General features: G+C 61.7%; 9 protein-coding genes. 2 read left to right on the top strand and 7 right to left on the bottom strand.

Annotated features, from left to right (window positions below; all coding sequences use genetic code 11):
- Nucleotide 1 precedes the first annotated feature (1 nt).
- Nucleotides 2-1,228 (bottom strand): N-acetylmuramoyl-L-alanine amidase, encoded by a 1,227-nt coding sequence (locus BLR16_RS23880; RefSeq protein WP_054082259.1) that lies wholly within the window; start codon nucleotides 1,226-1,228, stop codon nucleotides 2-4.
- Between the two features lie 200 nt (nucleotides 1,229-1,428).
- A complete protein-coding gene (locus BLR16_RS23885; protein ID WP_003367913.1) occupies nucleotides 1,429-1,950 on the bottom strand; it encodes a DUF3617 domain-containing protein in 522 nt (173 codons plus the stop codon).
- Between the two features lie 169 nt (nucleotides 1,951-2,119).
- Between BLR16_RS23885 and cls the strand changes: the two genes are divergently transcribed.
- Nucleotides 2,120-3,559 (top strand): cardiolipin synthase, encoded by a 1,440-nt coding sequence (gene cls / locus BLR16_RS23890; protein ID WP_054082260.1) that lies wholly within the window; start codon nucleotides 2,120-2,122, stop codon nucleotides 3,557-3,559.
- Nucleotides 3,560-3,605: 46 nt separating this feature from the next.
- Here the strand turns inward: cls and cfaB are convergent, their stop codons facing one another.
- The 5 genes from cfaB to hflK (BLR16_RS23915) all read right to left on the bottom strand — a co-directional run bounded on the left by cfaB (nucleotide 3,606) and on the right by hflK (BLR16_RS23915) (nucleotide 11,053).
- On the bottom strand, nucleotides 3,606-4,793 hold the full coding sequence (gene cfaB / locus BLR16_RS23895; RefSeq protein WP_058398170.1) for a C17 cyclopropane fatty acid synthase CfaB: 1,188 nt from the start codon (nucleotides 4,791-4,793) through the stop codon (nucleotides 3,606-3,608).
- 236 nt (nucleotides 4,794-5,029) lie between these two features.
- The gene (locus tag BLR16_RS23900; RefSeq protein ID WP_074808997.1) at nucleotides 5,030-6,994 is read right to left on the bottom strand and encodes a heavy metal translocating P-type ATPase; all 1,965 of its coding nucleotides are present in this window, start codon (nucleotides 6,992-6,994) and stop codon (nucleotides 5,030-5,032) included.
- Nucleotides 6,991-8,061, bottom strand: coding sequence for a protease modulator HflK (gene hflK, locus BLR16_RS23905; protein WP_003367903.1), 1,071 nt, complete (start codon nucleotides 8,059-8,061; stop codon nucleotides 6,991-6,993). The genes BLR16_RS23900 and hflK (BLR16_RS23905) overlap by 4 nt, the downstream gene beginning before the upstream one ends.
- Nucleotides 8,058-9,095 carry a protease modulator HflC gene (gene hflC, locus BLR16_RS23910; protein ID WP_003432786.1) on the bottom strand — a complete coding sequence of 346 codons (1,038 nt, stop codon included), beginning with the start codon at nucleotides 9,093-9,095 and terminating at the stop codon, nucleotides 8,058-8,060. Before hflC ends, hflK (BLR16_RS23905) begins: the two co-directional genes overlap by 4 nt.
- 11 nt (nucleotides 9,096-9,106) lie before the next feature.
- The gene (gene hflK / locus BLR16_RS23915) at nucleotides 9,107-11,053 is read right to left on the bottom strand and encodes a protease modulator HflK (RefSeq protein ID WP_074809000.1); all 1,947 of its coding nucleotides are present in this window, start codon (nucleotides 11,051-11,053) and stop codon (nucleotides 9,107-9,109) included.
- Nucleotides 11,054-11,581: 528 nt separating this feature from the next.
- Between hflK (BLR16_RS23915) and BLR16_RS23920 the strand changes: the two genes are divergently transcribed.
- Nucleotides 11,582-13,201, top strand: coding sequence for a glucan biosynthesis protein D (locus BLR16_RS23920; RefSeq protein ID WP_003432784.1), 1,620 nt, complete (start codon nucleotides 11,582-11,584; stop codon nucleotides 13,199-13,201).
- The last annotated feature ends 349 nt before the right edge of the window (nucleotides 13,202-13,550 follow it).

Consider the following 13,550-nt stretch of genomic DNA (forward strand, 5'->3'; position numbering starts at 1 on the left):
ATCAGACCGGCAGTTCCTGCTTCTGCGCCTGCAGCCAGGCCATGTGCGAGTCCACTGGCGGGTTACGCTGAAAATAGCGCTGCAGGCCATCGAACAGGCCATCGGCAACGGCTTGTTGATGACGCGCAGTGACCAGGCGCTGGCTGTCACGGCTGTTGGAGATGAAGCCGGTCTCGACCAGAATCGACGGCACATCGGGTGATTTGAGAACGGCGAAACCGGCCTGTTCAACGCGCTTCTGATGCAGCGTGGTGATACCTTCGAGACTGCCCAGAACGGTGTGGCCCAATTGCAGACTGGCTGCAATAGTGGCGTTCATCGACATGTCGAGAATCACCCCGGCGAGCATCGGGTCCTTGTCCTTCAGATTGAGCAGCGACGTGGCACCCAGCAGGTCCGCGCCGTTTTCCCGCTGAGCCATGAAGCGCGCCGTTGCCGACGTTGCTCCGCCTTCGGAAAGGGCAAACACCGACGCACCCGATGCCGTCAGACGAGGCGCAGCATCGGCGTGCACGGAGATGAACATGTCGGCGTTGGACTTGTGCGCGAACTCGACGCGCTTGCGCAGCGGTACGAAAAAGTCATCGTTGCGCACCAGACGTACGTCGAAGCCTTTCTCGCGCTTCAAACGTCTGGCCAGCAACTGAGCGATGGACAGCACCACATCTTTTTCGCGTTCACCCCGCGAACCAACAGCGCCAGGATCCTTGCCGCCATGACCGGCATCGACCACCACCATGATGTCGCGTCCGGTGTGCGCCTTGCTGGTCGGGATTGGCACAGGCACCGGCGGCGGCAGCTCAGCCATCTGCACCGGCGCATGGACCGTGGAACTCATGTCCAGGACCAGCCGATGCCCCTGCCCGCCTTCCGGGCCGAGCAGGAAACTGTTGAGCTGTACCGGTGCGGTGAGGTCCAGCACGATACGTGTGTCGTCACCCTGGCCGTAATGCCCGGAGCGAATCGATTTTATAACGGTACGGTCCAGCGCCAACTGACTGAAGTCGCCGGTCAGCCGCGAACCGCTGACGTCGATGATCAGGCGGTCGGGGGCTGTCAGGGTGAAAGTCTTGTATTGCACCGGGCCGCTCAGGTCGAGGACCAGTCGCAGCTTGTCGTTGGTACGCCAAAGGCGGGCGTTACGAATTTGCGTGGCATAGGCACCCAACGGCAACGTCAGGGCCGCGCTGGCAAGCAGCATGTTGAGCAACACTTGGCGTCGGTGCATGGAACGTCTCAAAGAGCAAATTGAGCATCCCGGCTCACGAAGGGTTCATCCACATTATTAGTAACAATATAACATGCAGTTACGGACGAAAGATGAGGTCCTTCATGAAGATTAAGTTACCTGCCACACCATCAGAGGTGACAAAAAATCATCACCTCTGCGCAGCGTGTTCCACGTGGAACATAACTCTATGAATTTGATCAGGTACGCGGGGCGACGTTGCCACATTGCGGCCCTAGCCAAACCGCGCGGGTGTCCATGCTGCCGTTCTGTTGTTGCCCGGTGGCATTGAACGTGCCCACCACGTTGGTGGTGAACTCGCGATCACTCAGGAACTGCGCCTGTCCGGTGCCCTTGGCTTTCGGGCAGCTGAACTGGAAGTTCCAGGTCTTGCCGTTGCGCGCAGTAATCTTTTGCGTGCATCCGGATGCCGGGTCAGTCAGCGGAATGTCGTCCGACTGCACCTGCGCCTGAGTCAGGCAGGCCCTCACGCCTTTGCCGCCAAGGGTGACGCCCTGCTTCTTCATCATCTGTTCCATCATCGCACGCTGCTCGGGCGGCAGATTCTGCAACTGTCCCAGCATCAACTGCATGTCCGGCAGCTGTTGTCCGTCCACTTTCATATTGCTGGACGTCAGCTCCCACAAACCCGGTTGCAGCATCTGCGCCTGAGCCATAGGAGCCGCCAGACAAAACATCCAAGCCAACATGCGTTTGTTCATTTCAAGATTCCTGATCGGGCACTGCGGATGAAAACGAGACTGGAATAATCCAGCCAAAAGATAAACCTTAGACGGCACACATGTCGCCCAGTTGCACCCGGAATTAAATAGCGACATTCCTGTTCAGCTGTGGTCTGTTAGGCAGCAAAGGCGAGGAGCATTGTTCCACATGGATTATCACGACCCGTACTTTTTCGGTTATGTCCTGGGTTTCATTCATTTACTCGGTACAGGCGCCGCCATCCATGCGTTGCTGACTGTGCGCACCTCCCAAGGCGCGATTGCCTGGGCGATGCCGCTGCTGTTCATTCCCTATTTCACCCTGCTGCCTTACCTGGTGTTCGGCCGAAGCTCATTCGACGCGTACATCAAGGCGCGTCGCCAGGCCAACCAGGAAATGCGGATCGCGATCGGCAGCCTCAACTGGCGGCCGTGGATGGAAGAAGCCGTGGCTGCGCGTCGGTCAGATGCCTATGCGGCGCTGCGTGCAATGCCCAAGCTGGGCAACATGCCGGCGCTGGCCAACAACAAGGTCAAGTTGCTGATCAATGGCGAGGAAACCTTCGGAGCCATTTTTCAGGCTATCCGAGAAGCGAAGAAGACCATCCTGATTCAGTTCTTCATCATTCATGACGACAAACTCGGGCGCGAGCTGCAAGCGCTGCTGCTGGAGAAAGCGGCCGAAGGTGTGGCGATCTTTGTACTGTACGACCGCATCGGCAGCCACGCCTTGCCAGGCAGTTATATCGATAAGCTACGCGACGGTGGCGTGCAGATAAAAGCCTTCGCCACACGCGGCGGCTGGCTCAATCGCTTTCAGATCAACTTCCGCAACCACCGCAAGATCGTCGTTGTCGATGGCCTGAAAGGTTATATGGGCGGTCACAATGTGGGTGATGAGTACATGGGCCTGAAGCCGCCGCTGGCTCCATGGCGCGACACCCATGTGCAAGTCATCGGCCCGGTGGTCGCCTGCTTGCAGGAGTCGTTCGCCGAGGACTGGTTCTGGGCCACCCGCGAACTGCCTCCGTTAAGCCTGCCTGATGAGTTTCCCGAAGACGGTGTGCTTTGCCAACTGTTGACCAGCGGCCCGGCTGACGCGCAGGAAACCTGCTCGCTGTTCTTCGTTGAAGCCATCCACGCAGCCGAAGAGCGCGTGTGGATCACCAGCCCCTACTTCATCCCTGACGAAGCCGTGACCGCTGCGCTGACCCTGGCAGTGTTGCGCGGCGTGGACGTGCGCCTGCTGCTGCCGTCGCGCCCCGACCATTACGTGGTCTACGCCGCTTCAAGTCTGTACGCCTTCGACGCCGTACGTGCCGGGGTCCGAGTGTTCCGCTACGAGCCGGGCTTCCTGCATCAGAAGGTCGTCCTGGTCGACAACGAGATCACCGCCATCGGCAGCGCGAACCTCGACAACCGCTCGTTCCGCCTCAACTTCGAATTGATGCTGCTCACGGTCGACAGCGACTTCTCCAGCCAGGTGGAATCCATGCTCACCGCCGACTTCAACCTCGCCCGTGAAATCTCCGTGCAGGAAAGCCACGAAACGCGGCGTCTGCATCAACTGGGTATGCGCGTGGCGCGGCTGATTTCACCGATTCTGTGAGACCTCTGTGCACTACGCTGCCTGTCTTGAAGAGACGAGCGGGACTTCACCCATAAATATCCTCGCGCGTCAGTGGCAGTCCGGTGTTGCCGTCGGCGAAGGGTTTCACGGCGAGTATCTGGTGCAGGTTGATCCAGCCCTTGGTGAATCCATAGGCGCAGCCTGCGAGGTATAGCCGCCAGATCCGCAGGGTCTGTTCGGGTACGATTCGCGCGGCTTCGTCGAGCCGGGATTCCAGTCGTGCGCTCCAGTGCTCCAGGGTTTTCGCGTAGTGCGGGCGCAGGCTTTCCACGTCGACCACTTCAAGCCCGGCTTCGCTGATATGGGCGCTGATCATGGCCATGTGCGGCAGCTCGCCATTGGGGAAAACATAGCGGTCAATGAACTCCCCGGCACCACGCCCCACAGGACGACCGTCGGTGTGCCGCGCGGTAATGCCGTGATTCATCACCAGGCCGCCCTCCTTCACCGCGCCGAACAGGCGTTGCGCGTACAACGGCAGGTTGGCGTGCCCGACGTGCTCGAACATGCCGACACTGACCACTTTGTCGAAGCGCGCATCCTGCGGCAGGTCGCGGTAGTCGAGCAATTGCAGGTCGACCTTGTCCTGCAGACCTTCGGCTTGCACGCGTTCGCGGGCCAGTGCCAATTGTTGCTGGCTCAGCGTGATGCCAAAGACCTTCACGCCGTATTCGCGAGCCGCAAAACGCGCCAGCCCGCCCCAGCCGCAGCCGACGTCCAACAGGTATTCACCGCGCTTGAGCCGCAACTTGCGGCACAGGTGGTGGAATTTATCCTGCTGCGCCTGCTCCAGCGATTCGTCCCCGGTCTTGAAATACGCGCAGGAGTAGACCATCTCCCTGTCGAGCCAGAGCTGGTAGAAGTCGTTGGAGACATCGTAGTGATAGGCAATCGAGGCCGCGTCAGTGTCCTTGTCATGCTCGACCCGGATCGGATTGCCAGCGCTGTCGTCATCGTCCACCAGCGCGTGGGTCAGTTCATCGCAGACCCGGACCACTTCGCTGATGGAGCCCTCCAGTTCCAGCCGCCCCTCCACAAACGCGCTGCCGAGCAGGCCCAGACTGGGATGACTGAAGTCGGAGACCAGCTGCGGGTCCTTGACGACTATCGTGACGCTGGGCGCAGGCCCGAGGTCCATCTGATGACCGTCCCAGAGCCGGAGCCGCAACGGCAGATGAAGGTTCTGCAAGGTCGTTGGAAGTTGTGTAAGCATTTCAAAATCACCCCCTTATCCAGAAACTCAAAAAAGAGTAATCCAGCAAAGGCCCCGCAAAAGGGCCCGAAAAGGCATTGGCGACGGCAAAACTGCTATGAATCAACTGCGGGGGAACAGCCCTGTGCCCTCTGATTCGAGCCGAGAGTCAGCCTGAATTTGGATCACACAATGAAACACAGCGCTTAATCTGTAACAGAATTAGTCAAAGCTCAAGCCGTTTGACGCACTGATCATCAGTGCAGGCGTGAGACCTGATGTTGCACACTCACGTCTTCGAGCTTGAGCAATGGCTCCTGAAAGCGCAGCAAACGTCCGGCGTTGCCCAATACCAACAGGGTGCTTAGATTGTGCAGGATAGCTGCGACCATCGCGCCCGCAGCGCCAAGCAGACCAAAGGCGGCCAGAGCCACGATGGCCAGCGTCCAGCCCAGCCCAATGATGACGTTGACCTGCAAGGTGTGACGGCACTGGCGACTGAGTCGCACACAGGTGCCCAGGCGGCGCAGATCGCTGCCGATCAGCACGATGTCGGCGGATGCCAGCGCGATATCCGCCCCACCCGCGCCCATCGCCACGCCGACCACGCCCGCCTTCAGGGCCAGCGAATCGTTGACCCCGTCGCCGACCACCATTGGCCGGAAACCACTGGAGATCTCGCCCATGACGCGGTTGAGTTTGTCTTCAGGCAGCGCCTGCGCCTGAACGTCAGTGATGCCGATATCGTGCGCCAGATTGTCGGCCACGCTCTGCCGGTCACCGGTCAACAGCAATTGTCGGCCCAGGCCCAGGCCGCGTAATTCAAGCAGCGCCGCCTGAGCTTCGGGTTTGACACTGTCGGCCAGCAGCAGCCAGGCCAGAAAAACTCCGTCCAGCGACAGACCGGCCAGCGGGCCACCATGTGCAGGGACAGCAGGCGTGACGATGCCCATCTGTGCGAACAACTCCGGGCGGCCCAGTGCTGCATCGCCCTGCCCGGTCGAGGCCACCACACCCAGGCCCTGGCGCTCACGGGTGTCGGTCAGCGGCAGCAGTCGGGCATTATCCACCAGCCCGGCCAAGGCCCGACTCACCGGGTGACTGCTGGCAGACCCGAGGCTCGCAGCCAGCTCCAGCAATTGTGGATGCTGCGAACCGTCAGCCTGCACGGACTGCAGACGCAGACGGCCATAGGTCAGGGTGCCGGTCTTGTCCACAACCAGTGAGTTGAGGTCAGCCAGTTCTTCAAGAAACGCCGAACTGCGGATCAGAATCCCGTGCCGCGCCGCGACCGCAATACCTGCGATGGCGGTGGCCGGGGCCGAAAGCACCAGCGCACAGGGACAGGCTGCGACCAGCACTGCCAGCATCGCCTGGGCATCCTGAGTGATAAACCAGGTGAGCGCCGCGATCAGCAAGACCAGCACCATGTAACTGCCTGCGTAGCGCTCCAGCAGACGCGTGATAGGCGGCTTGGAACGCTCTGCGCTCTGCATCAGCGCGATGACCTTGCCCAGCGTCGACTGATCGCCGATGCGGGTCACTTCGATGCGCAGCAGGCCGTCGAGGTTGATGGCGCCACCGAACACCTCGACCCCGACACTGGCTTCCAGCGGGACCGATTCGCCAGTGATCGACGACGTATCCAGACTGGCTTGCCCGGACAGCACCCGACCGTCCGCCGGAACGCGGTCGCCCGCCCGCACTTCCACCTGATCGCCGGCTTTGAGCGTCGCGTTGTCGACCTCGCGCACGCTGCCGTCGGCGCCGAGCAAACGCGCCTGGCTGCGAGTCAGGCGTCCCAGCGCTTCGATGGCCTCCTGCGAGCCGATCACGCTGCGCTCTTCCAGCACATGGCCGAAGATCATGATGATCGGCAGCAACGCGGCGGTCATCAGGTCACCGGTGGCCCAGGCACCGAGCATCGCCAGTGCGATCAACTGATCGGTGATGCCGTGCAGGCTCGGATGCCGCAGGCTGTGCCAGCCGGCGCTGATCACCGGTATCGCCACCAACAGTGACGCAGCGCCCAACAGCAACTGGCTGACACCTGCCTGCTCCGGGGCGAAAAACCGCCAGACCAGTCCCAATCCCAGCAAGCCCAAGGCCAGCATCGCGAGGGTCAGTTGCCGGGCGGCACTGCGCTGTTCTGCGCTGCTCAGCAGACTGCCAGGCGCTTGCGGTTGACCAGCGTCGTGGGTGTGAACGGCTTCGCCACTCATTGTGGTGCTCCCTGAATGATCAGGCGGGAATCGTCTTTGGGATCGACCGTGGTCACCGAACCCGCCTGATGCAGAATGACCGGTACGCGTTCACGGTAGAGACGTTGCATCAGGCCGGGGTCGCTGCGGGTTTCGGCTGATTGGGTCAGGCTGACAACCGTTGCAGTAGCCGACTGCGCCTTGGCCAGACGCTCGGACGCCTGTGCATGCGCCACTTGCAGGGTTCGGTCGGCCTGTTGATTGGCGGTCTGGGTCAGCTTTTCGGCCTCCGTGCGCGCGTTGGCCACGGCCTGATCGGCCTGCTGACTGGCCGTCAGCACAGCATTGAACGCGTTGACTGCCGAGGTCGGCAAGCTCGACTGCACATCCACCCGAGCGACCTCGACACCGATGCCCATGCCGGTCGCCTTGAGCTCGGCCAGACGCTGATTGATGCCGCGCACCAGATCGCCACGCAGCCGCTCACGGCGCTCGGCGGCCTGGCTGTCAGCACCGATCAGCTCGGGACGGGCAACCAGAATGGTGTCCAGATCCCGCGCCGCCGTCAGCGCCACAGCGCTGCGATTGACCAGCCGGTCCAGCGCGGGCAATACATGCTCGCCCTGCAATACGAAGGCAGTGGGGTCAGTCACTTTGTAAAACACCGTGACGTCCAGTTGCACCACACCGGCATCGCCAGTCAGCAGAAAACCGGAGCCTGCCAGTGCATCGCTCATGGGTGCCGACAGGGTCGCGACTTCATCGGCCTTCAACGCGGCAGGCGAACGCAGCAGGGTTTCCACGCGCCGCTCTATCACCCGATCAGCCGAAGGCAGCAGCACCACCTGTTCGAACGGCTGCGGCCAGGCGATCAGCAGCCCTGCGTTCTGAACCCGCTCGATCGCGCCGAAGTGCATGACCACCGCGCGGTTCTGTGGATCGATCTGGCGTATGTTGGACGTCGCCCAGGCAAGCGCGGCGAGCAATGTCACGCCATACAGCCCCAGAAACGCCAGACGGCTCGCCTGCAACCAAGGGCTGTTTACCGGCGGGCGCTGCGCCACGGCTTCGTCGACCGGCTGGCTCATGGCTGCGTTCCGCTCTTGCCATCCAGCGTCGGCGGGCCGTCCACCAGCACGCGGAACGGCGCCGCGTCGGTGCGCAGTATCAGGCGGGTGCCGGGCGTCACGATAGTGCCCAGCGTATCCAGCGAGCGCAGCAGGTTGTAGAGCTGCGGCGAGCCCGCATAGGCACGGCCATAGATCTGCGCGGCTTCAACCCGCGACTGTGCTTCGATATCGGCCGCCTTGACCGTGGCATCGGCTTCGACAATCCGTGCATCGCGCTCGGCGGCCGAACGAATCTGCGCCGCCTCACGCTTGCCCACGGCGGTTCGCTCGGTGGCGATGGTCTCGCGCTCGGCGCGCATGCGGTCAACGGTAGCGTTGAGCGTTACCGAAGGCAGGGTCAGTCGCTCCACGCCGACCTGCAGGACACGCACCCCGTAAGTCGCCAGCAGTTGCTGATCGATCTGCTGGCGCAGCTGATTTTCGAAGGCAGTGATATTCACCTTGCTGGCGTCGGTATTCACCAGGCTGGAGAGGTCGAAACTGCTCGCGGTGGTTTCCAGCGCCGAGCCAACAAAGGTACGGATCTGCCGCGCCGCCTCGTCGGGCTGGTTCTGTACCGCGCGCATGAAGCGCTGCACGTTGTCGGCGTCGCCCTGCACCTGCCACGCCACGTAGGCCTGAACGATGATGCGCAAGCCATCGCGGGTACCGACGTCCTGCAGACCGCTGGAAGTGGTTCGCAGGCGCAGATCCACCGGGATGGTCGCCTCGAACGGTGCCGGCCAGCGCCAGTTGAGGCCCGGCTCCAGCAGGACGCGGGACGGGTTGCCGAAGCGTGTGACGACGGTCGCCTCGCCCGAACGCACCTGCACCAGGCTCGCTGCTGCAATCGCAAACGCGATCAGCACCGCAGCCAGGCTTGCCCGCCGCCAGGGGAACGCTGCCGGGCCGCTCGCGCCATGATGATGGTGGTGATGACCATGGCCGCCATGGCCGTGACTGTCATGGCTATCGTGGTCGGCGTGATCGTGATGATGATGGAACAGACTCAAGGGACGACTCCTTACTGAACGGCTTTACGCGGCGCCGTTGGGTCTGCCGGTGGGGTGAAGGTACGCAGGTCGATGGTCGGCGCACTGTCGCCGCCCAGACGGTGGTCGAGTATCAGCAACTTCGCATTGCCCAGGCCCTCGGTCAGTTGGGCCAGGTATTGCTCCAGCAAAAACGCCTGACCTGCCTTGGCATAGGCCTGACGTTCGGCACTGAAGCGCAGGTCTGCACCCTGTGCGCCGGCCAGAATCTCGCGGGCGACGGCACTGGCCTGATCACGCGCCACGCTGGCATTGAGCTGCGCCTGATTGGCCCTGTCGCTGGCCGCGCCGCGCTCGCGAGAGATCAGCGCCTGTGCACCAATCTGCGCAGCCTGCACAGCATGATAGGCGTTGGCCGCACCGGCAGGCGGGTGGATGGCTTCAACCACCGTAGCGAGCAATTCGACGCCGCTGTCCAGCCGCTGCAAGTCGGCCTGCACGGCCTTGCCGATGTCATCGGCCAGCTCGCTGCGCTGTTCGCCGAGCAGTTCATCCAGCGTGCGCGAAGCAAAGTCATGCACCAGCACCCGGCTGGCCGTGCTGCGAATCAAGGCTGGGATGTCAGCGCTGTTATAGGTCGACGCCATGGCTGCGGCATCTGTCAGGCCGATACGGTAGACGAACCGCACGTCCATATTGACGATCTGAAAGCTCTGCTTGTCGCCTGCACTGCTGGCAATGACCTGGGATTTTTCGTTGATATGGCTGGCATCCCACAGACGGTTGGCGCTACCCGGTGGCGGGCCTTCGGCCGGGTCCAGCGTTTGCTCGGCCGTGTCGGCAGCAGAAACGCTGGTCGCCAGTTCATGAACCACGCCGTTTTCAACGGCCAGCACACGCCCGAACGGCCAGGGCAAACCCACGTGCAGACCGGGCCCGAACACGTCGACCGGCTTGCCGAAGCGTTCATAAATGCCCCGCCCCTGCATCGGAATTTCATGCACGCCGCTCAGCACCCAGCCCAGCGCTGCGACCACCGTCAGCACCGGCAAAAAGGCGCGGCGCATGTAGGTAAAGGCCCAGATCTGGCGCAGATCGATGCCAAAGCGGTTGTGCAGTTCGTGCTGCAAGGCGAGCAGCGGACGCGGCGGCCAGCGCAACAGGTCGGCGATGAAACTGGCGGCCAGCAGGCGCGGTTCGCTGCGTGGGTTGCGCGGGCTGAACACCGACAGCACAGCGCGCAGCAGAAACTCCAGCGCCACGCCAAACGGCAGCAGGCCGATCAATACCGCCAGCCGCGCAGGCCAGACACGTTCTGCACTGGAGAAAAACAGGCACAGCGCGCCGACCAGCAGGACGATCAGCGTCATGCGCACCAGTTGCGCCAGCGCACCGGCCTCCGGCGACTGACTGTCGGACTCGCTGCTCAGTTGTCGCTCGATGACCAGCAGCCCGAATGCCAACAGCAGCATGACGCTGCCACCCAGGCTACCGGCCGTGGAGAGGTCGACGCCGGACAGCGCCAGGTTCCAGAAGGCACGAACGACGATCAACGCCAGCACCGCCCAACCGGCAAGCCACAGGGTCGAGCTGCCCACGTGCCTGACCAGCGATTTGCCGGAGTCACTCAGCCGTTCAAGCAGGCGCTCGTACCAGCCGCTCTCGTCGTCAGCAGACAGGTTTTCGTCGAGGGTGTCTGCGTCCGGCGAACGCAGCGCGCGAGCCCGCCACAGCGCGACATGCCGCGCCGACTGCAAGCCCGCCGTGAGCAGAAACAACGCCGCCGAGGCGTTGCACAACACGGCCATCCACAAAGAGCCGGGGGAAAACAGATCGATGGACAACGCCAGCAGCAGCCCGAACGCCCCTGCTCCACCGGTCACATACATCAATCGTCCCAGACGCCTAACCTGTTGCACCGCCATTTGAAAACGTGGCAGGCCTTCAAGGCCTTCGTGCTCATCCAAATCAACCCGCATCACTACCCCGGCACCCACTGATTTATCGCCCTTTGGAGAGCCCTGCATTGGCATCTGAATGCCAGTGAATAATAGCGTTACGATATAACACGCGGAATGAAACTTTCGTCAGGACTATTAGCTGAACGGATGTGAGATAGCGGTGCTGCCCAGCGGGCGAATCGACCTGAAGTCGGGCAGAGAGCGAGCCCGCGCGCCAGCAAAATGATTGCTGAATATTGCCTGGCGAAAAAAGTTTTCGTGCGGGTCGAAGACGTCGAGTTGATCAGCGTTTCTTGCCCCGATCGTCTGGAAGCCTTGCGCCAAGCGGCGATGCGCTTAATCGATTAGTCTGCAGCGACGCAAAAATCAGCGTTATAGCCGCCAACACGCCGGATTCATTAGCCATGATCGGCGTTTTTTTTTGGCCGATTTCCGAACCGTATCTCGTCTTTGTTATCTGTTGTGGGTAGTTTGCGTTCGGCAAGGAGTCGTTGGCGCGCCATTTTTTGTGCAGGACGCACAGAATTACTCAGAGGCTTCACCTTTATGAATCGCAGAAATCTCCTGAAAGCGTCCATGGCGTTAGCCGCCTACGGCAGCGTATCGGCCTCAGGGCTTTTTGCTGCGCGGGCACTGGCCGCCGCAGCCGATGGCGAGATCGAACACTTCGATTTTGCTGAGTTGCAGGCGCATGCCAAGAAGCTTGCGAGCAAAGGGTATGTGAGCAACAAGCAGGTGCTGCCACCGGTACTTGCGAACATGACGCCGCAGCAATTCAATGCCATCCGCTACGACCCGAATCACTCGCTGTGGAAAGACGTCCATGGCCAGCTCGACGTGCATTTCTTCCACGTCGGCATGGGCTTCAAGACGCCCGTGCGCATGTACAGCGTCGATCCGCAGAGCAAGCAGGCGCGCGAAGTGCATTTCCGCCATGACCTGTTCAACTACGAGAACAGTGGCATCGACAAGAACCTGGTCAAGGGCGACCTGGGCTTTGCCGGTTTCAAACTGTTCAAGGCGCCTGAAATCGCCATCAATGACGTCGTTTCGTTCCTCGGCGCCAGCTACTTCCGCGCCGTGGACAGCAACAAGCAATACGGCCTCTCGGCCCGCGGCCTGGCCATCGACAGTTACGCCAAACGTCAGGAAGAATTTCCGGACTTCACCAAGTTCTGGTTTGAAACGCCGGACAAGAACGCGACACGCTTCGTGGTTTACGCACTGCTCGACTCGCCGAGCGCGACCGGCGCCTATCGCTTCGACATCGACTGTCAGGCCGGCCAGGTGGTCATGGAAATCGACGCGCACGTCAATGCGCGTACCGATATCCAGCAGCTGGGCATTTCGCCGATGACCAGCATGTTCAGCTGCGGCACTCACGAACGCCGCATGTGCGACACCATCCACCCGCAAATCCACGATTCGGATCGCCTGTCGATGTGGCGTGGCAACGGTGAGTGGATCTGCCGTCCGCTGAACAACCCGGCCAAACCGCAGTTCAGCGCGTTCTCCGACACCGATCCGAAAGGCTTCGGGCTGGTACAGAGCGATCACGAATTCTCCAGCTATCAGGACACCGTTGTCTGGTACAGCCGTCGTCCAAGCCTGTGGGTCGAGCCGATCACGGCGTGGGGCGAAGGCGAGGTCAGCCTGCTGGAACTGCCGACCACGGGCGAAACGATGGACAACATCGTAGTGTTCTGGACACCGAAGACGCCGGTCAAGGCCGGGGACTCGATGAACTACGGCTACAAGCTGTTCTGGAGCCCGCTGCCGCCGGTAAGCACGCCGCTGGCACAGGTCCACGCGACACGTTCAGGCATGGGCGGCTTCCTCGAAGGCTGGGCACCGGGCGAGCATTACCCGAAAACCTGGGCACGCCGCTTCGCGGTGGACTTCAACGGCGGCGGTCTGGATCGCTTGCCGGAAGGCACTGGAATCGAGCCCATCGTCACGGTCACTCATGGCAAGGTGCAGGACTTCAACATCCTCGTGTTGCCGGACATCAAGGGCTACCGCGTCACCTTCGACTGGGTACCGGACAGCGACTCGGTCGAGCCGGTTGAAATGCGCATGTTCATCCGCACTGGCGACCGTACGCTGAGCGAGACCTGGCTCTATCAGTACTTCCCGCCTGCACCGGACAGACGTAAATACCCGTAATCCGCAGATGGGTGACGCAGAGCGTCACGAAGGGCATTACCACGCGGAGCGTGAGGAACGATAAAGGTCTGGGCTGGAGCGTGAGGAACGATAGGTGTCTGCAGGACCGCGTCCGCAAGAACACCATCGTGCCCATGCTCCAGCGTGGGCACGCCGTTCTGGACGCTCCGCGTCCTGTCCTGGGCACTAAGTGCGGCGCATAACCATTAATCCCGACTAATTAATTGACAGTTGCCCCAACTGCGACTGATATACCTGTTGTCATGCCGTTGCGAGCGTCCGCTCCAGACCCCCATCTCCCAAAGCTTCCCTGTGTCGACACGTCCCCGTGATCGTCGGGCGGTAGCTT

Source organism: Pseudomonas sp. BS3767 (genome assembly GCF_900099665.1).
Lineage (GTDB): Bacteria > Pseudomonadota > Gammaproteobacteria > Pseudomonadales > Pseudomonadaceae > Aquipseudomonas > Aquipseudomonas cerasi.